The organism is Nocardia sp. NPDC002869, assembly GCF_046764065.1.
Lineage (GTDB): Bacteria > Actinomycetota > Actinomycetes > Mycobacteriales > Mycobacteriaceae > Nocardia > Nocardia rhamnosiphila.
Genome location: NZ_JBKOOL010000070.1, coordinates 1 through 18286, shown reverse-complemented (window position 1 = coordinate 18286; position 18286 = coordinate 1). Strand labels below are relative to the sequence as shown.

The window sequence follows — 18286 nt, the reverse complement described above, 5'->3', positions numbered from 1 at the left end:
GGCGAGGACATCGGGAAGGGCTGGATGCGCTCTGTTGAGGATCAGCAGATCAAGGTGACCGCCGCGGCCGTCGCGCCGCGGCCCGTGCGGGTCGCGATCTCCGAGGCCCAGGGCCTGCTGTGCGCCGAGGACGTGGTGACCGAGCGGCCGCTGCCCGGTTTCGATCAGGCCGCCATCGACGGATACGCCGTACGCAGTGTGGATGTGACGTCCGCCGGGGCCGATATCCGTGACGAGGACGGCGAACTGGTCGACCTGACGCTGCCGGTGGTCGGGGAGGTGCTCGCCGGCTCCCGGCAGCCGATCCGGCTGCAGCCCCGGCAGACGGTCCGGGTCGCGACCGGCGCGCCGCTGCCCACCCTCGCCGACGCGGTGCTGCCGCTGGATTTCACCGACGGCGGCCGGGGCCGGCTCAAGGTCTACGAACCGGTGCGGTCGGGTGACTATGTGCGCCGGGCCGGTGACGATGTGCAGCCGGGGGATGTCGCGGTGCACGCCGGGACGATCATCGGTCCCGCGCAGGTGGGTCTGCTGGCGGCGGTGGGCCAGGACAAGGTGCTGGTCCATCCGCGGCCGCGGCTGTCGGTGATCTCGATCGGCGAGGAGCTGGTCGATATCGATCGGGCGCCCGGACCCGGACAGGTCTACGACGTGAATTCCTACGCCCTGGCCGCGGCGGCGCGTGATGCCGGCGCGGATGTGAACCGGGTCGGCATCGTCGATGCCGACCCCCGGCGGCTCCGGGATGTGGTCGAGGGCCAGCTGGTGCGCGCGGAAGTGGTGGTGATCGCCGGCGCGGTCGGCGGATGGGCCTCCGATCAGGTGTGTGAGGCGCTGGAAGGGCTCGGTGAACTGGAGATCGCCCGGGTGGCGATGCATCCGGGTTCGGTGCAGGGCTTCGGCCGTCTCGGCCGCGACGAGGTGCCCACCTTTCTGCTGCCATCCAATCCGGTGGGCGCCCTGGTGGTTTTCGAGGTGATGGTGCGGCCGCTGATCCGGATCGCGCTGGGAAGGCGGCAGCCGATGCGGCGGATCATCCGGGCGCGGACCATAACTCCGATCCAGTCGATGGCGGGCCGCAAGGGTTATCTGCGTGCCCAGCTGATGCGGGACGAGGCCACCGGTGAGTACCTGGTGCAGCCGCTCGGCAACAGTGCCGGGGCGTCGTCGCATCTGCTGGCCGCCATGTCGGAGGCCAACAGTCTCATCGTGGTCGAACCCGACGACACCGAAATTCGCACCGGTGACAAGGTCCGGGTCGCATTTCTGGCGCAACGCGGCTAGAAAGTGGAGTCCATGAATGTTTTCCGGGCCACCCAGCACCCCGGGTGGCCCGCGCACCTCGGTCCGGTGCGGGTATCCGCCGGAGAGGTGACGTTGCGTCCGGTGCGGTTGCGCGACGCGGCGGCGTGGAGCCGGATCAGGTTGCGGGACCAGAATCACCTGGAACCCTGGGAGCCCACCGGCCGTGGGGCCTGGGACGCGCGCAATCACGCGTCGAACTGGCCGCCGCTGTGGTCGAGCCTGAAGGCGGAGGCGCGTCGCGGCGCGATGATCCCACTGGTGATCGAGGTCGACGGCGCGTTCAGCGGACAGTTGACGGTCGGCAATATCGTGCGCGGCGCGCTGCGTTCGGCGTGGATCGGGTACTGGGTGGCCAAGGATCTCGGCGGGCAGGGGGTCGCGACCGCGGCATTGGCGCTGGGGCTCGATCACTGTTTCGGTCCGGTGGGCCTGCACCGGGTGGAGGCGACCGTGCGGCCGGAGAATCTGGCGAGCCAGGCGGTACTGCGCAATGTGGGCTTCCGTGAAGAAGGGCTGCTGCGTAGGTATCTCGACGTGGACGGGGCGTGGCGCGATCATCTGCTGGTCGGAATAACGGTGGAGGAGCCGGCCGGCCGGGTGGTCGATCGGCTGGCGCGGGAAGGACGGTTGACGCTGCGGTGATGTGCCGCCGGAAACCGGCCTGCCCGGACCCGGCTTTGGTGGAAATGTGACTCATGTGGCGGAAGTGCACGGCGCGCCTGCCGTGTTGTACCCCTACTCGGAATTAACCTACGGACGTCGGTGGTGCGTCCTGCGCCACCGGTGGAGAGCTCGTACCACGATCTGCGAGACGTACCCGCGGGGAAGGACTCCGGCGTCGGGGCGCACACGATTCATGGCGGGGGCTCGGACGACGACCAGGCGGGACGGAGGTGCTGACGACGATGCCGAATTCGATCCTGTGGATCGGGCTGGTCGTGCTGTGGGTCTTCGTCCTGTTTCCTATCCTTGCCGACCGGCATCCCAGAATCCGCCGGACAACCGACACAGCCCTGGCGACGCGGGTACTGCATCGTGGAGATTCCACACGGCGTAAGGGAAGTGGGCATGCCCGCACGAAGCGGACCACGCGGCCTTACCGAAAGCGTCGCCACGCCAATGATGCGGAGGATCCGATGAGCACATCGGCCGAGGAGAACGGTACCGCGGCTGACGAGGAGCGACCGGACGAGGTCGTCGGCGATCGGCCCGGGGGCGCCGAGCCGGAATCGGGTGCGGACGGTACCGCGCACGACGGCGAACCCGGCGACGGCTGGGACGACGAGGAGTTCGAACGCGGCGAGAACTGTGACGAGGAGGTCGGGTCGCCCGAGCACGCCGAGGCCAACGTGCCCGCGCGCATTCCTCCGGTGCGCGCGACGATGCGGGCACCGGATCCCGAACTCGAATACGACGACGAGGATTTCGTGCCGTCCCGCCGCGGGCGCGGTGGTTACGACCCCGAAGCCGACGCCATCGCCCGGGCCGCGCGCTATACCTTCCGGCAGCGCGCCGTGGTCGCGCTCGTACTCGGTGCCGTGCTGTGCGGCGGCCTCGCGGTCGCCGTGGCGCCCATTTTCTGGTGGGGTTGCGGTGGCGCCGTGCTGTCCCTGGGTACCTACCTGGGTTATCTGCGCAAACAGGTCCGGATCGAACAGGAGATCCGCCGGCGGCGCAGCGCCCGGCTCAGCGGCCGGGGTCAGGAGTCGGCCGGGCACGGTCCCGCCGATGCCGGGACGGCGTCGCCGCGGGGCGCCCGGCCCGGAATGGACCGGGATACCGCACGCGCGCTGCGTCGCCGTGCCCATCTGCTCGAACCCGACGACGAGGATCCGGCGTTCGAGCATCTGGATGCCTACGACGCGTCCGTCGCCCGGACCGTGCGCAACCGGGCGACCGGCGGTGATGTCCGCCGGGCCGCGGGTGCGTGACCGGTAGCGGATCCCGCTGCCCGGAAATGCTCGGAGAAGAGATAAACCGCAGGTCAGGGCCCCGATTCGGATTCTGGTAGCCCTGTTTGCTAGAGTGGCACAGCGCGGTTCACCGAGCCGCACGGGGCTATAGCGCAGTTGGTAGCGCGTCTCGTTCGCATCGAGAAGGTCAGGGGTTCGATTCCCCTTAGCTCCACCACAGGAATTCTTGTATGACTGCCCTCGGCCGGTATCCGGTCGAGGGCAGTTCTCTTTTCGAGCCGAGCGCGGCGAGTGGGTGAAGTGGCCGGCCGCTCGGAGTGGCGGTCTGCGTCGGGTCGCGGTGATCGGCTCCGTTTCGTGAGGTCGCGTTCGGTGCCGCGGTGGCCCGTGGGCGCGGGAACCGTCCATTGCGTTCGCGGGCAATCGATTCGGTGAGAGATGGAGTGCCTCATGGTCTCGAATCAGCGAACGCAATAGTGCGTTTTGCCGCTGGTGAGTTATATCCATCGACTATTGTCATCGCCTGAACAAATCTGTCCGATATGCGGTACGACCGAATCGAGAGCCGATCATGTTTGAACAGAGTGTGGTGGTGCCGGGCGACGTGCGCACGCGGCCGCCGGTGCCCGCGGCCACCATGGGCCTGCCGACGGCGACCCAGTTGCTGTGCAGCTTCCAGGGAACCCGGTTCGAGGATCACGACGTCCTCCGCACCGCGCGGGCACTGGCCGTCCTGCACGGCCATCGGGTGACTCTGCGGGACGCGCGCACGGTCGCCGAGGTCGACAATCGCCGCCGGGAGCTGGTCGAGGATATCGACGAGTGGGTCGACGCGCGGTCCCCGCAACGCGACGCCGACGTATCTATCCACGCCGAAACGCTGGGGGCGGTGATCGATCGCATGGCCTGGGGCTGGGTGGACGCCAACCAAGTGGTCGAGATCGACGGCACGCGCGATCACCACGCGCGCAAACGCTGGCACCGGCTGGCCGAAATGATCGACGGCTATACAGAACTGATCACCGAGCTCATCCGGGGCGGACGGCGGCTACCCGGCCGGCTGTAACACCTGATCGCGGTGCCCGGCATCGCGAGCGATCCGGTCGGTTCGGCGGCATCAGCGGTCGAGTACCGCGAGCATTCCCGATACGGCCGCGGGCCAGGTGAACTGCTCGGCTCGCCGCCGGGCCGCGCCGCGCCGCTGCGCGGCCGGGCCAGGACGTCGGTGACCGCGTGCGCGAACGCCGCCGGATCGTCGGCGGCTACCGCGCCGCAGTCGGCGGTGACGATATCGGCCAGCGCCGAGGACCTGCTCGCGACCACCGGGGTACCCGCGGCCAGCGCTTCCAGCGCGGCCAGACCGAAGGTCTCGTGCGGACCAGGGGCCAGCGAGACATCCGCGGTCGCCAGCAATCTCGCGACATCCGACCGGTCGCTGATGAACCCGGTGAAATGTACCGCGGGCAGGCCCCCCCGGCAGTTCCGGCAGCAGTTCGGCCCGGCGTTCGAGCGCGTCCCGGCGCGGGCCGTCACCGGCGAGCACCAGACGCGCGTCGAGCCCGGCCCGGCGTAGTTCGGCGAGCGCTTCGATACTGCGATCGGCGCGTTTCTCCACCGACAGCCGGCCGCAGTGCACCAGCAGGGGCTGTCCGGGCACCCCGAGGTCGGCCCGCAGGCCGTGGTCGTGGCGGCGCGGGCTGAACAGGTCCAGGTCCACGCCCAACGGCACCATCTCGACATTCGGGGCGCCGATACGCCGGAACTCGGCCCGCGCGAATTCGGTGGTGCACACCACCATGTCGTATTCGGCCGCGGTGCGCCGGTTGGCGATATCGGCGCAGCGCCGGGCGATCCGGTCCGGCATGATCTGCCCCAGCAGCCGGTCCAGGCGTTCGTGCGAGATCATCACCCCGGCCACGCCCCGGCGCCGCGCCCAGCGGCCGAATCCGCGCAGGGTCAGCCGGTCGGATACCTCCAGCGCATCGGGCCGCAGGCCGTCGAGGACATCGGCGACCCGGCGCGGGTCGGCCGCCCGGTAACCGCCGGTCCGCGGGATCCCGGCCGCGGGCAGAGTGATCCGCAATGCTCCGCTCGGTAGTACTTCTTCGGTGCGCCGCGGCCCGGGCACGATGAGCACGACCTCGTGGCCGGCGGCCACATAGCCCGCACCGAGATGGTGCAGCGCGGTACGCAGACCCCCCGAGCGTGGGCCGTAGAAATTCGCCAGTTGCACGATGCGCACGTCGCCGATCGTGGCGCGAGCCGGGTTACCACCGGAACCGGGGCGTTGAACTCGCGGTGAAGGCCGCGTGTTATTTGGACCTCGAGTGGCTACGGGGCGGGCATACCGCGGCCCACCCGCGGCAGGTCCAGATTCAGCGGGATCCGTCCGAGGGCCAGATGTTCGCCGACCTCGTCGGCGGGCAGCGGGCGCGCGATGAGGAAACCCTGGGCCCGGTAGCAGCCCAGACCGACCAGGGTGCGGGCCGCGACCGGGGTCTCGACCCCCTCGCCGACCACCCCGAGACCGAATGATCCGGCCAGCCCGATAATCGATTTCACGATGGCCAGGTCGTCGGTACTGGCCCCCAGGCGCTGGACGAAGCCCCGGTCGATCTTCACCGCGTCCACCGGCAGTGCCTTGAGATGGGAGAGCGAAGAATAACCGGTACCGAAATCGTCGATGGCGATCTGGACACCCATCCGTTTGAGCCCGCGCAGCGTGACCTGGGTGCGGGCCAGATCCTGGACCACCACGTGTTCGGTGATCTCCAGGCAGATCGAACTCCCGTCGATTCCGAAATGCCGGAGGATATCCTCGATACGCTCCACGAAATCCAGGCTCACCAGCTGCACCGGCGACACATTGATCCGCATGACCATATTCGTCGCCAGCCCCTGCCGCCGCCACTGCGCGAACTGCGCGCAGGCGGTGCGCAGCACCCAGCGCCCCAGCTCACCGGCGAGGTTGGTGGCCTCGGCCACGGTCACGAACGCACCGGGCGGGAGCAGGCCACGGGTCGGATGCATCCAGCGGACCAGCGCCTCCATGGCCACGATCCGGCCGGTGCGCAGATCCACCTCGGGTTGGTAGTGCAGGATCAGCGATCCGTCGGCCACCGCGCTGCGCAGGTTCAGTTCCACATCGTCCTGGAGTTCGAACTGGGCCCGCATGGCGTCGGTGAACAGGGCCACCCCGTTGCCGCCGCCGGATTTGGCCGACAGCAGCGCGTGGTCGGCGCGCCGCATGATATCGGCGACGGTGGTCTCCCCGGGGATGCCGACGGCCACGCCGACGCTGGCGCCGCGGCTCACCGACTCGCCGCCCACGGTGACCCGGCGGCTGATCAGTTCCTGGATCCGGGTCGCCTCGTATTCGGCGGCGACGGTGTCCATGGGTTTGGCGGGCACGATCACGAACTCGTCGCCACCGAGGCGGGCGATCATATCGTTGGGGTCCAGATTGTCCCGTAGCCGCTCGGACAGGGTGCGGATGAACTTGTCCCCGGCGGTGTGGCCGAGGAAGTCGTTGAGGGCCTTGAGCCGGTCCAGGTCCAGAAAGAAGGCCGCGACCGGGCCGGGACTACCCGGTTGCAGCCGCTGCTCCATATGCTCCAGCAGCGCGCGGCGGTTGGCCAGACCGGTCAGGTCATCGTGCAGGGCGATGAAGCGGAGCTTCTCCTCGGCTTCCACCCGGGCCTGCAATTGCGCGAACAGGGTGGCGATGGCTTTGAGCACGTTCAACTCCCGGGTACTCCAGTCACGGTCGCCGACCTTCACGAAACCGAGCAGACCGCTCGACCGGCCCCGGGACACCAGCGGCACCGCCGCGGAGCTGATATCGCCCAGCCCGGACGCGGAGTGGATGGTCTGCTGGTAGTCGGCGGCGCCGGCCGGGATGAGGAACGGTTCGGTGGCGTGCTCGAGTGATTTGAACACCGAATCCGCCTGATCGAAATACACGATCTTGAGCGGATCCGGTTCGGGCACGTCCTGGCGCGGCGGCCACTCGGCCACCAGCACCGTGGATCGGTTCGCGGGATCGTTGTGCCGCAGGTAGCTGAAGTCGACATCGAAATAGTCGATCAGCATGGCCAGCACCTGCTCGGTCGCCGACACCATGGTCGCCGAATCGACGCCCATCAGCTCCGCGGCGACTTCGGTCACCAGCGAGTCGAGTGTCCGCCGAGGCACCTGATCTCCGATCACACTATCTGCGGCTGTCCGCGCCCGGTGCCGGGCGCCGTCGGCTCCGCACGCTGGCAGCTGCCGCGTAACTCAGGCGTAGTACCAGCGCCACGCTGTCCTGTTCCGGCACTTCCAGTATTTCCAGGAAACGACCCTGAAGTGTGGACAGTCTATCCGCGTATGCCGGGGAGAGCGCATCCAGTTCGGTACGGGATCGGGAAAACAGGAAGACGGGGGACATCGGCTGGACGGCCAGGCCGGACCGCTGCGCCTGGATCCACAGCCGCTGTACCGCGGCCCCGGCGCGGGCATAACCGGTCAATGCCCCGGGCTCGGCGCCGGGTTCCGGGGTGAAGGTCAGGGCGACGACGGCCGAACTCGAGCGCACTCTGTCCCGGGCGTAGTCGCCCAGTGCCGCACCCGCCGACCAGCTGTGCAATTGGGCCATCACATCGGCGCGTCGCCCGATCTGCAGGGCGACCCGCTCATCGGGCGCCAGTTCGAGCGACCGGGTGTCGATACCGTCGGTCAGGTCCTCGCCGGGCCAGCGCAGCTCCGCGAACATCTCGCGGTGCAGTAGCGGTGTGAGGTAGCGGATCCGGTCGGATTCGGCCAGGACGGCGGCCAGGGTACGGATCCCCGGCGAATCGGTGACGGCCCGCATCCGCGCGCCTTCGGCCGCCGCCGCCGCGGCCAGCCCGGCCAGGACGCCGACCGGGATCTGCCCGCCGTATCCGAGCCGGCGGTTGGTCTCCCGGGCGAGCGCGTAGGGATAGTCCGCCGCCAGCGCCGGGTCGGTGTCGCCGCCGTGCCGGAGCACCGCGGTGAGCGGCGAGTCCGGTTCGGTGCCTTCGAGGTATTCGTGGGGGCCGAGTACGTCGTAGGCCGCGGCCGCGACCCGGGCGTTGTAGAGGGCGGCGCCCAGGGCCACGGCGCTGCCCCGGTAGCCGATGTCCATGGCGGTGGTGTGGCGGGGCTCGAGTGCGATCCGCAGCTCCTGCGGCGCGGTATGCAGTGACCACGGCTGGACGTTGCCGCCCGAGGGCGCGCGTTGCGCGCAGACCAGGATGCGGTCGATGGTGGTGCCGGCCGGGTCGTCGGACTCGGGGTCGGCGAGGTATCGCTCGGTCTCGATATCCGGGTCGGCCAGCGCGTCGAGCGCCTGCTCCACATCGACACGGGTACGGCCGGACCGCAGCGGCCGGCCCAGCCCGATCCGGCGGATCGCCGTCGCGACACTGGCCGCGCCGAGCACCACGTCACCACTGAGTTGCGGCCAGCTGTTGAGGGTCTCACCGACCTCCACGAGACTGCCGGCCATCCGGGCCGACAGATCGCGCGCGCCGAGCAGACCGACGACGTAGGGCGCTTTGTCCCGGGTGGACAGGCCACGCAGTTGTTCGGCCCTGGTATCGCCGAGCAGGCCGTGGAACGGGGCCCGGTCCGGTTCGAGGTCGAAACGTTCGACATCGAGCAGACCGCGGTCACTGGTCTCCATGATCAGCGGCAACCGGCGGCGCCGGGCCGCTTCCCGGATGAGCAGTTTGATGTCCAGGGAATCGCACTCCTCCACAACGATTCCCAGACCGTCGACGAAATCGTCCGCGGTTTCGGCGTCCACGCCGCCGCCGCGCACTTCCACAGGCAGGTATGGATCGAGTTCGGCGATCCGCCGAGCGGTGACGATCGCCTTGTTCACCGCGATATCGAACAGCGTGGCGGGTACCCGGTTGAGGTTGGACAGTTCGAGTTCGTCGAAATCGGCGAGCCGCAGCCTACCGCATACGCCCTCCTGCGCCAGGGTGTAGGCGATGGCGTGACCGACGCTCTGACCCACCACCCCGACCGTCACGGTGCTCAGCCGGTCCTGTTCGGCCCGGGTCAGCTTGTTGCGGTTACGGTCCAGGCGGATCGCGCGGAAGGTCCGCGGGCCCGGCAGCACGAGCACGCTGCGCCGCCACGGGTAGTAGACCCAGCGGTCGTCGGCCGCGCTCTCCCCGGTGTCCGGGGGATCGTTGAGCCGGCCGAACTCCGCGGCCAGCAGGCCCCGTAGATCGTTGAACTCGGTATGCGGGATGGCGCGAAGCCCCGCGAGGGCGTGTTCGTCATCGGGATCGCTCGGGTCCAGGATCAGCGGCCGGTATTCCACCCCGAGATCTGCCTCACCGACCATGTGCGTGGCATTCCTCCCCGCCGTGCCCGAATAGTCGATTCGACCGCCGCGAACTCGGTTCAGCTAATCCCATAGTGCGAAGTTCACCACGCATCAGCAGATACTGCAACTTGTCAGCAAATACATGGTAGGTCCGGGTATCCCACCAAATGGGCAGGGTCCGATAGCGCTCGTCGGGGTAGGGCACCGGCGGGATCAGCTGGGCCACCACCCCGCCGCTGGCGCGGTGCCGTTCGGTGGTGAAGGAGGCGACCGTGGCGAAGCCGTACCGCGCGTTGAGCAGGCGCGGCGCATGGGCCATACAGCGTGAGATGGCCGCGGCCAGTTCGTTGCGCCGGGGCGCGTCCCGGGCGACCCACACCGCCCGGGATTCCACCACTCCGCGCGGAATGCGCCGGGCCATCATCAGACCCAGTTCGGCCGCACCCGCCCGGCCGGCCCACGGGGCGAGCGAGCCGACCTCGGACACCCAGGTGTAGGGGCCTTGGACCCGTAGTCCGCCGACCAGTTCGCCGCGGGCGTCGGTGGCGGCGAAGAACAGGGCCGTCGAGGACCCGTCGAGTACACCGTCGTAGTCCAGGGCCGATTCGTTCCCGAAGTGGCGGTACGCTTCCCGCGCTCCCGCGAGATATCGGCGCCACAGGCCGGGGGAGAGATGTGGGGTGGTTACGCAGAGGGCGTATCCGGAAACGTTGTCGCGAAATCTCACAGTGCGGCCGCGGCTCGGGTCTTCCTGGCCGACTGCGATCGTTTCGACAGTCATGCAGTTCCTACTCTTTCGCCGCACGACGCGAGGGCCGTGCGGGATTTGTTGTCCACAGCCCGACCGACGCCCCGGCTCGTCGGCGTGCCCAGTGCAGTATCCGTCATCGGAAGACAATTGACCAGAACTCTGGTTAATCTTCCGGAAACAGGCTCGGTGTGTGATCGTTATCGCAGGTCAACCCGCATGAAATCGGCAGGCGCCGTTACCACCAGACCGGTTGGTACCGAGTTGGTTACCGGCAGGCAACGACCTGTGCCGCTCGCGGTCAGGGGGTGAGGGAGATGAACAGCTCCACCGATTCCGAACCGTGCCAGATCTCGATCTCCTCGCGGTAGGCCCGGGTGATCTCCGCCGACGCGGTCGCGTCGTCGACCTGGGCCCAGACGTCCTCGACCGGATCGTGGTAGTCGCCGTTGGGTACGAACCGGGCGTAGACGCCCCGGGGAACCCGGACCAGTACATCGCCGACCGGGGCCCGGCCCGGGTCGGTGTACTCGAAACACACCAGCGCGTTGTAGGTTCCGGTCGGTGTCCGGACGTACACGGTGTACATGGGCCGTTGGCCGTCGGCCGATCCGGCGGCGTCCAGCCGCTCCCGCACCCGGTCCTTCAGGAACTCGATGAGCTCGCTGTTGCTGACCTTGAAACTGGGCCGGACCTTCGGGAAGACGAGTCCGGCGTACACGGATTCGCCGCGCACCACGATCGTGTAGGTCATCGGGCCTCGACCGCCAGATACAGATCGATCTTGTAGGCGTGCGGGTAGAACTCGAAATCACCGGAGAAGGTCCGGTTGATCTGGTGGTGCTCCTCGGCGTAGGCGATCTGTGTCCACAGGCTCGTCATGATCTGCGGGAAGTTACCCACCGAGGAGAATTTCGCATAGGTGCCGCGCGGCAACCGGGCGACCAGATGTCCGCGGGTGACCTCGTCGAAGGAACTGCACCGATATCCCACGATCTGGGTGTTGTAGGTGCCCAGCTCCATCGAGTAATCCGTGTACGCCGTGGCGAGGGGGCCGCCCAGCTCGTGATGGAGTACCGATGCCCAGGCGCCTTCGAGGTCGCGGTCGTACAACTCACCGAGCGCACGCTTGGGACTGCGTACCGGGAGTCCGGCCACCCACGTCTCGTCCCGCTCGACGAATTCAAACTGCATGGAACGACTCTTTCGAGATGTGTCCTGGTCGGCAAGCCGACCGAATGGTCGGCTGGATCCGCCATGCTATCAACCGACGGCGATACCGGCCGGTTGCCCGCGCCCGGCGCCGCGCCCCGGGGTCGCGAGCGCGGCACGGCGGGATCGGCCGAGTTCCCACGGTCCGATCCGGAACCCATTACCATGGGATGAAATTTCTCCGGACGCCACAGCCGGGCAATTCGGGAGTATTCGATTTCGATATCGAATACCACTCACCGCGAATTGAATTCGGCATTTTACTCCTGTTCTCAGGGCTGGGGGTTTTGCCGGGTATTATTTCGTAATTCACCGCGGCAGGCCCGATCCGCCACTGCCAGTTCAGCTGAATTTCATTCGGCGTCGATACCAATGCCAGCATGATCGGCAGACCAGACCGGCGGGCCGTGCCCGCATTCGGCGAGCGCGCGAAACGCGCAACCCGATAGCCGGATCTACGGCCATGCGCCTGTGGGGTGAGCCCGGAAGCAGTGCACCGCGGACAGCAGCGAGATGGGGTCGCCGCCTCCTGTGGTGCCTGGCCGGCCTCTTCGTGCTGACCGTCCTGCCGGGGGCGCTCGGGGCGGTGGCCGTGGCCCAGGACGGCACCCCCGGATCGAGCCGGATGGACGGGGTGGCCTGGATGAACGTCCGGGACTCCTTCGGTGTGGCACTCGCCGATTACACCTACATCAGTGACAACGGCGGGTTGCTCGACCCGGGCGGCACAATCGTGTGGACCATCGTCGGCCTGGAATTCGCCGGCTACATGATCATCGTGACCACCGCGATCTGGTTCATCGGCTTCGCGCTGAGCTTCGCCTGGCTGGATTTCTTCGCCGACGCGCTGCGCGGTACCGCCGGCGCGCTGGCCGGCCAGCTCGCCACGCCCGCCGTCCTGATCACCACGGCCTCGATCGGCGCTTTCTTCGTGGCCTGGTTCATCGTGCGAGGTTTCCATGCTCGCGCGGTGATCCAGACGGTGACGATGCTGGCCGTAGCGGTGCTGGGCCCGCTGTTCCTGGCCGACCCGCTGGCAGCCGCACTGGGCTCCGACGGGGTGCTCGCCCAGGGCCGCGACGTCGGTCTGTCGGTCGCATCGGGGCTGAACGGGTCCACGAACCGGAACCCGGATCTGGCGGTGAGCACACTGCAGGGCGATATGGCGGACAATTTCGCACGCCGTCCGGTGCAGGTGTGGAATTTCGGCCATATCGTGGACAACCAGTCCGCGTGTGCCGCGGCGTGGTCTTCGGGAGTGGCCACGGGGGACGCCGACCGCGCCCAGCGCGCACTGGCGGCCTGCGGCGACACCGCGGCGGCCGCGGCCGCCGCGCACCCGAGCATGGGACAGATCGGCACCGGTCTGTTGCTGTTGGTCTCGGCAGCCGTACTGCTGTTGTTCGCGGTGGTCCTGTCCTATCGGCTGATGCGGGCCGCGCTGGACGCGGTCATGCAGGGGTTCATGGCGACCTTCGGATTCGCCGCGGGCGGTTTCGTCTTCGGGCCCACGCAGACCTTTCTGGTGCGCAACCTGGTGAACACGGGTATCGCCGCCGCCCGGATGTGCGCCTACACCGTCTTCATCGGGGTGTACCTGCTGTTCCTCGGCAACCTGTTCCAGCAGGCGCGCGGCCAGGTGCTCGCCGTCATCGTCATCGCGGCGGTCGTGGAAGCCGTCGCGATCCTGCAGTTCGGCCGGCTGACCAAGGGATTGACGCGCGGTTCGGACTGGATGGCCAACCGGTTCTCGCTCACGATCCAGGGCGCGCGCGGCGGGTCGGGCGGTACCGCGCTCGGTATGGGCGGCGGCGGGAAAAGCTCCGGGGGCGGTTCGGGTGCCGGCACGATCGCGAGCCTCGCCGCATTGAACACTGTCAACTCCTCGCCGCTCACTGCCTGGCTCGTGGGCCGCACGGTCAACCCGCTCAGCCCGTTGGCGTTCGGCAAGATGCGCAGTGACCGGGTGAACGCGGCCACGGCGGCGAGCCGGTTGGAAGGGCACGAATGGGCGTCGATGGCCAGGCAGAACTGGCGGCTGCTGGCGCGGCGGGAAGCCGACGCGTGGGGCGGAATCCACACTGATCTCGGACTCGCGCGCGCTATCAAATATCTCGACAACAACCGGGTCCCCTATCAGAACATGGTGGCTGTGCTACTGGACGCCGGGTCCACCCACAGCAGTGTGAACCATGCGCTGCGCGCCCGTTCGGTGCGGGACGAGACCCGATCGCGCAATCCGTACGGCTTCGGCCCTTTGCAGAAGGCCATCGCCTCCGGCAATGCGGTGGTGAACCATGCCGGAACCGACGCGCAGGCGGCTTTCGCGGCGCAGGCGGTGGCCGATGCCGACAGCCTGGCCCGGCATACTCTGGCGCCGGACCCGGCTGCGCAGCTCAACCGCGACTTCATCGCACGGGTCGAACAGCACTGGGATTCCGACCGCGCCCTGCGGGCCAATATCAGCCCCGAAGAATGGAACTCGGTCGGCCGCGCCACTCGAACCGCCATCGCCGATCGGCTGGCCACCGATCACTTCACGATCGCGAGGGCGTTCAGCGATCGCCCGACCCCGGCGAATCGGCAGGCGCTCATGGCGTCGGTCAAGCGGCTCGCCAACCTCGACCACACGATTCCCGAGTTCGGCCTGGACCCCTGGGACGTGTGACAAGGGCGCGCGGCCCGGGCGCGGACCGCATGCCTGCTGCCCGGGCGTTGTAGTCATCGGGGTCGGCGCAGTGCGGTCGCCAGCCAGTTACCGGTCAGGTCGATCACCTCGGCGCCGCTGCGGTCGCTGAGGTGGATGCCGTCTACGAACAGGTCCGAGCCGCGGCTGTGCGCGACCTGATCCCAGCTGCGCCCGAACAGGTAGTGCTGCACGGCGGCGGTGAAGGCGAGGGTGACGCCGAAGTCGTAGCGCGCGCTCGGATCGCCGTGTTGCCGGACGAGGCCGGCGACCCGGTCGTGGCGCCCCCCGGCGAGCGCCCGCTGTACCAGATGACCGGTGCCGCCCGTGACGCCGAAGATGCCGACACGCATTGCTGAACCTCCAGGAAGAACGGGGTTGGTAATCACTAACCCCAGAATGCTGCGCGATCTCCTTCGTGGGGCTCGGCCGGGTCGCCGCGGACACGGACCCCGACGCCGTCGCCGCACTCCTGGTCGGCGCATGCTTTCAAGAAGCCTTCCTGGACTACAGCGGCGGAATGTATTCGACCGCCTCATCGCCTGAAACGGCCGCGGGCCTCGTCCGGGCGCTTGTGCGTCCGCTGCTGTAGCGGCGTTCCGCCCGGCCGCCGTCTCCGCCGTGCCCGCCGGCCCGCGGGTCGGTAGGCTGCTGCCGACAGCGCAGTCGGACGATCGGGAGTAGCAGCATGGGGCGGGTCGACCGCAGGAAATCGGTACAGGACGCGAAAACGCTGATCACCGGCGCGGCCAGCGGTATCGGCCGGGCGACCGCGCTGGCCTCGGCGGCCCGCGGGGCGCACCTGGTGTTGACCGATATCGACGCCGACGGGCTGGCCGATACCGTCGCCGAGATCGAGCGGGCCGGCGGCACCGTGCTCATCGCCGAGGCGTTCGATATCTCGAACCACGACGCCGTGGCCGCGTTCGCGGCCACCGTGCACGAGCGGTTCGGCAGCCTCGATGTGGTGATGAACGTGGCCGGGACCTCGGTCTGGGGCACGGTCGACAGTCTCGAGATCCGGCACTGGCGGCGGATGATCGATATCAATCTGCTGGGCCCGATCAATGTGATCGAGCGGTTCGTGCCGCCGATGGTGCGTGCCGGTCAGGGCGGCGCGCTGGTGAACGTCTCGTCGGCGGCCGGTCTGCTGGCGCTGCCGTGGCACGCCGCGTACAGCGCCAGCAAGTACGGGCTGCGCGGATTGTCCGAGGTGTTGCGCTTCGAACTGGCCGAGCACGGGATCTCGGTGCACGTGGTGACCCCGGGCGCGGTCGCCACCCCGCTGGTGCGCTCGTTCGACCTGGTCGGCGTCGACAAGGAGCATCCGCGGGTGCAGCGGGTCATCTCGCTGTTCACCCGGCACGCGGCGGCACCGGAGAAGGTCGCCGCGGTGATCCTGAAGGGCATCGAACGCAACCGGTTCCTGGTGTACAGCTCGTTCGATATCCGGTTCGGATACTGGTGGAAGCGGAAGTTCGCCTTCCCCTACGAACTGCTGATGCGGCAGGCCAACCTGCGGTTCAGCACGCTGAAGCAGTCGGTGAATCGGGACCGGCCAGCGGGGAACACAACGAGTCCGGACTCTCCGGCACCGCGCTGAGCATATCGTCGCAACCGCGGTCCGGGCAGTTCAGGTGCACGTCCAGCACGCGCGCGCCCGGTCCCTCGGCGCCGAGCCGGTCGTTCTCGTTGACCAGTTTGCAGCTACCCAGGGATAGGCAGCCGCAGCCGATGCATCCGGTCAGGTTGTCCCGCAGCCGGACCAGCTGGGTTATCCGGTCGTCCAAATCCTCGCGCCAGGCCGTGGACAGCGTCTCCCAATCGCGCCGGGTGGGTGTGCGACCTTCCGGCAAACGGTCCAGGGCGGCCCGGATATCGCTCAGTGGGATGCCGACCCGTTGCGAGATCCGGATGAACGCCACCCGGCGCAGCGTCTCACGGGTATAGCGCCGCTGATTTCCGCTGGTCCGACGGCTGGAGATGAGGCCTTCGCGTTCGTAGAAATGCAACGCGGACACGGCTACTCCGCTACGCTCGGAAAGCTGGCCGGGGGTCAACTCCTTGGTGGTCCAATCCGCTGTCGGCATCGATACTCCTCCTTTATCTGAACAATACTTCAGGTTGCTGGAGCCGGGGGCGGAATCGGGGCAACTGCCCCGCGAACGGGTGGACGTCGCCGTGCCCACACCGCGTTCGCGCATTAGTGTCGGGACATGGGACCAGATGCCGTACCGGATCCGACATCCGCCCGCGACCACCGGCCTTCCCCCGCCGGCTACGGGGTGACCAGCGAAGTCGGCGCGTTGCGCGCGGTACTGCTGCACCGCCCCGGTGACGAGTTGCGCCGCCTCACCCCGCGCAACAACGACCAGCTGCTCTTCGACGGAATCCCCTGGGTGGAACGCGCGCAACAGGAACACGACATCTTCGCCCAGGTGCTGCGCGACCGCGGAGTCGAGGTCGCGCTACTGGCCGATGTGCTCACCGAAACCCTCGAGGTGAGCGGCGCCGCCCGCATCCAGGGCATCTCCGCCGCCGTGCACGCCCGCCGTCTCGGGCACGCCCTCGCCGACGAACTGGCCGGCCACCTGCGTGGGGTCCCGGCCACCGACCTGGCCCGAATCCTCATGGCCGGGATGACCTTCGACGAACTGCCCTTCGCCGCCGACAACACCTCGCTGGTCCGCCGGATGCACCACGGCGGTGATTTCGTCATCGACCCGCTGCCGAACCTGCTGTTCACCCGGGACTCCTCGTTCTGGGTCGGCCCCAAGGTCGCCATCACCGCCCTGGCCCTGCCGGCCCGCGCCCGGGAAACCTCCCTCACCGACCTGATCTACGCCTTCCATCCGCGGTTTCTCGGCGTACGCCGGGCCTACGAATCACATACCGCGCCCATCGAAGGCGGCGATGTGCTGCTGCTGGCGCCCGGAGTGGTGGCGGTCGGCGTGGGCGAACGTACCTCGCCGGCCGGCGCGGAAGCTCTGGCGCGCAGCCTGTTCGACGACCGGCTGGCGCATACGGTGCTGGTGGTGCCGATCGCGCAGAACCGCGCCACCATGCACCTGGACACCGTGTGCACGATGGTCGACACCGACGCCGTGGTGATGTATCCGGGAGTCCGCGAAACCCTCACCGCTTACACGATCAATCGCGACGGCACCTCCGACGACTGTGTCGTCACCGGTCCCGAACCCTTCCTGCCCGCGGCGGCGGCAGCCATGGGGATCGACAAACTCCGCGTGATCGACACCGGGCTCGACGGGGTCACCGCCGAGCGCGAACAGTGGGACGACGGGAACAACACCCTCGCACTGCGGCCGGGCGTCGTCGTCGCCTACGAACGCAACGAAATGACCAACGCGCGACTGGAGGATTCCGGTATCGAAGTGCTGCGCATTCCCGGCTCGGAACTGGGGTCGGGGCGCGGCGGGCCGCGCTGTCTGTCCTGCCCGCTTGCCCGGGATCCGGTATGAAACCCGACCGGATGCGGTAAGAACGAGCCATGCTCGAGATCACGGTGTCCCACGATTCGGGCGTCCCACCGTACGAACAATTGCGGCTCGCCGTCATCGCCCGGGTCCGCGCGGGTGAACTGGCCGCGGGCACCAAGATCCCCACAGTGCGGGCCCTGGCCGCCCAACTGGGCCTGGCCCCCAACACGGTGGCCCGCGCCTACCGTGAACTGGAGCAGGACGGGGTCCTGGAAACCCGCGGCCGGCTGGGCTCGTTCATCGCCTCCTCCGGCGACCCCACCGCCGACGCGGCGGGGCGGGCGGCCTCGGAGTACGTGGCGGCCATCCGGCGGCTGGGGTTGGACGGGGACGCGGCGATCCACTACGTCAAGGTCGCGCTCGGCGTGTGACGTGGGTTTGGTCGTGAAGGCGACCGTGGGTTTGGTCGTGAAGGCGACCGTGGGCTTGGTCGGGAGGGCGAGTATGGGGTTTGGTCGTGAGGGCGACCGTGGGCTCGGTCGGGAGGGCGAGTATGTGGGCTCGGTCGTGAAGGCGACAGTGGGCTTGCTCGTGAAGGTGCTGTGTTTTTGGCGCCGCCTGCGGCGGCGCGGGGTTGAGGCC

At 68.5% G+C, this 18286-nt stretch carries 16 protein-coding genes, 1 tRNA gene and 1 pseudogene; 10 read left to right on the top strand and 8 right to left on the bottom strand.

The window, feature by feature from the left end; translation table 11 throughout:
• The first annotated feature begins 24 nt into the window (after positions 1 to 24).
• The 5 genes from glp to ACLML9_RS15095 all read left to right on the top strand — a co-directional run bounded on the left by glp (position 25) and on the right by ACLML9_RS15095 (position 4284).
• On the top strand, positions 25 to 1284 hold the full coding sequence (gene glp, locus ACLML9_RS15115; protein WP_265803663.1) for a gephyrin-like molybdotransferase Glp: 1260 nt from the start codon (positions 25 to 27) through the stop codon (positions 1282 to 1284).
• Between the two features lie 12 nt (positions 1285 to 1296).
• A complete protein-coding gene (locus ACLML9_RS15110; RefSeq protein WP_265803664.1) occupies positions 1297 to 1947 on the top strand; it encodes a GNAT family N-acetyltransferase in 651 nt (216 codons plus the stop codon).
• Between the two features lie 263 nt (positions 1948 to 2210).
• Positions 2211 to 3236: a gephyrin-like molybdotransferase receptor GlpR gene (gene glpR, locus ACLML9_RS15105; protein WP_411946120.1), complete on the top strand. Its 1026-nt coding sequence runs from the start codon at positions 2211 to 2213 to the stop codon at positions 3234 to 3236.
• A gap of 123 nt (positions 3237 to 3359) precedes the next feature.
• Positions 3360 to 3435, top strand: a tRNA-Ala gene (locus tag ACLML9_RS15100).
• 354 nt (positions 3436 to 3789) lie between these two features.
• Positions 3790 to 4284 (top strand): DUF4254 domain-containing protein, encoded by a 495-nt coding sequence (locus tag ACLML9_RS15095; protein ID WP_411946119.1) that lies wholly within the window; start codon positions 3790 to 3792, stop codon positions 4282 to 4284.
• A gap of 51 nt (positions 4285 to 4335) precedes the next feature.
• Here ACLML9_RS15095 and ACLML9_RS15090 read toward each other — a convergent pair.
• The 6 genes and pseudogenes from ACLML9_RS15090 to ACLML9_RS15065 form a co-directional block, all read right to left on the bottom strand.
• A pseudogene (locus ACLML9_RS15090) lies at positions 4336 to 5460 on the bottom strand (glycosyltransferase).
• Positions 5461 to 5549: 89 nt separating this feature from the next.
• The gene (locus tag ACLML9_RS15085; protein ID WP_411946118.1) at positions 5550 to 7412 is read right to left on the bottom strand and encodes an EAL domain-containing protein; all 1863 of its coding nucleotides are present in this window, start codon (positions 7410 to 7412) and stop codon (positions 5550 to 5552) included.
• A gap of 16 nt (positions 7413 to 7428) precedes the next feature.
• Positions 7429 to 9579 carry an Rv1355c family protein gene (locus ACLML9_RS15080; RefSeq protein WP_411946117.1) on the bottom strand — a complete coding sequence of 717 codons (2151 nt, stop codon included), beginning with the start codon at positions 9577 to 9579 and terminating at the stop codon, positions 7429 to 7431.
• Positions 9569 to 10342 carry a hypothetical protein gene (locus tag ACLML9_RS15075; protein ID WP_411946116.1) on the bottom strand — a complete coding sequence of 258 codons (774 nt, stop codon included), beginning with the start codon at positions 10340 to 10342 and terminating at the stop codon, positions 9569 to 9571. Before ACLML9_RS15075 ends, ACLML9_RS15080 begins: the two co-directional genes overlap by 11 nt.
• Positions 10343 to 10610: 268 nt before the next feature.
• The gene (locus tag ACLML9_RS15070; protein ID WP_411946115.1) at positions 10611 to 11063 is read right to left on the bottom strand and encodes an effector binding domain-containing protein; all 453 of its coding nucleotides are present in this window, start codon (positions 11061 to 11063) and stop codon (positions 10611 to 10613) included.
• Positions 11060 to 11503, bottom strand: coding sequence for a GyrI-like domain-containing protein (locus tag ACLML9_RS15065; RefSeq protein ID WP_411946114.1), 444 nt, complete (start codon positions 11501 to 11503; stop codon positions 11060 to 11062). The genes ACLML9_RS15070 and ACLML9_RS15065 overlap by 4 nt, the downstream gene beginning before the upstream one ends.
• 571 nt (positions 11504 to 12074) lie before the next feature.
• On the opposite strand from ACLML9_RS15065, the gene ACLML9_RS15060 reads away from it, so the two are divergent.
• Positions 12075 to 14189 carry a hypothetical protein gene (locus ACLML9_RS15060; RefSeq protein WP_411946113.1) on the top strand — a complete coding sequence of 705 codons (2115 nt, stop codon included), beginning with the start codon at positions 12075 to 12077 and terminating at the stop codon, positions 14187 to 14189.
• Positions 14190 to 14242: 53 nt separating this feature from the next.
• Here the strand turns inward: ACLML9_RS15060 and ACLML9_RS15055 are convergent, their stop codons facing one another.
• The gene (locus ACLML9_RS15055; protein ID WP_411946112.1) at positions 14243 to 14560 is read right to left on the bottom strand and encodes a hypothetical protein; all 318 of its coding nucleotides are present in this window, start codon (positions 14558 to 14560) and stop codon (positions 14243 to 14245) included.
• A 335-nt stretch (positions 14561 to 14895) separates the two neighbouring features.
• On the opposite strand from ACLML9_RS15055, the gene ACLML9_RS15050 reads away from it, so the two are divergent.
• Positions 14896 to 15810, top strand: coding sequence for an SDR family oxidoreductase (locus ACLML9_RS15050; RefSeq protein WP_411946111.1), 915 nt, complete (start codon positions 14896 to 14898; stop codon positions 15808 to 15810).
• Here the strand turns inward: ACLML9_RS15050 and soxR are convergent.
• A complete protein-coding gene (gene soxR, locus ACLML9_RS15045; RefSeq protein ID WP_411946110.1) occupies positions 15731 to 16297 on the bottom strand; it encodes a redox-sensitive transcriptional activator SoxR in 567 nt (188 codons plus the stop codon). The genes ACLML9_RS15050 and soxR overlap by 80 nt on opposite strands.
• A 126-nt stretch (positions 16298 to 16423) precedes the next feature.
• On the opposite strand from soxR, the gene arcA reads away from it, so the two are divergent.
• The 3 genes from arcA to ACLML9_RS15030 form a co-directional block, all read left to right on the top strand.
• Entirely contained in the window at positions 16424 to 17686 is a 1263-nt protein-coding gene (arcA, locus tag ACLML9_RS15040) for an arginine deiminase (RefSeq protein ID WP_411946109.1), read from the top strand.
• A 29-nt stretch (positions 17687 to 17715) separates the two neighbouring features.
• The gene (locus tag ACLML9_RS15035; RefSeq protein WP_411946108.1) at positions 17716 to 18075 is read left to right on the top strand and encodes a GntR family transcriptional regulator; all 360 of its coding nucleotides are present in this window, start codon (positions 17716 to 17718) and stop codon (positions 18073 to 18075) included.
• 13 nt (positions 18076 to 18088) lie between these two features.
• Positions 18089 to 18286: hypothetical protein (locus ACLML9_RS15030; protein WP_411946107.1), on the top strand; the 198-nt coding region annotated here is incomplete at its 3' end.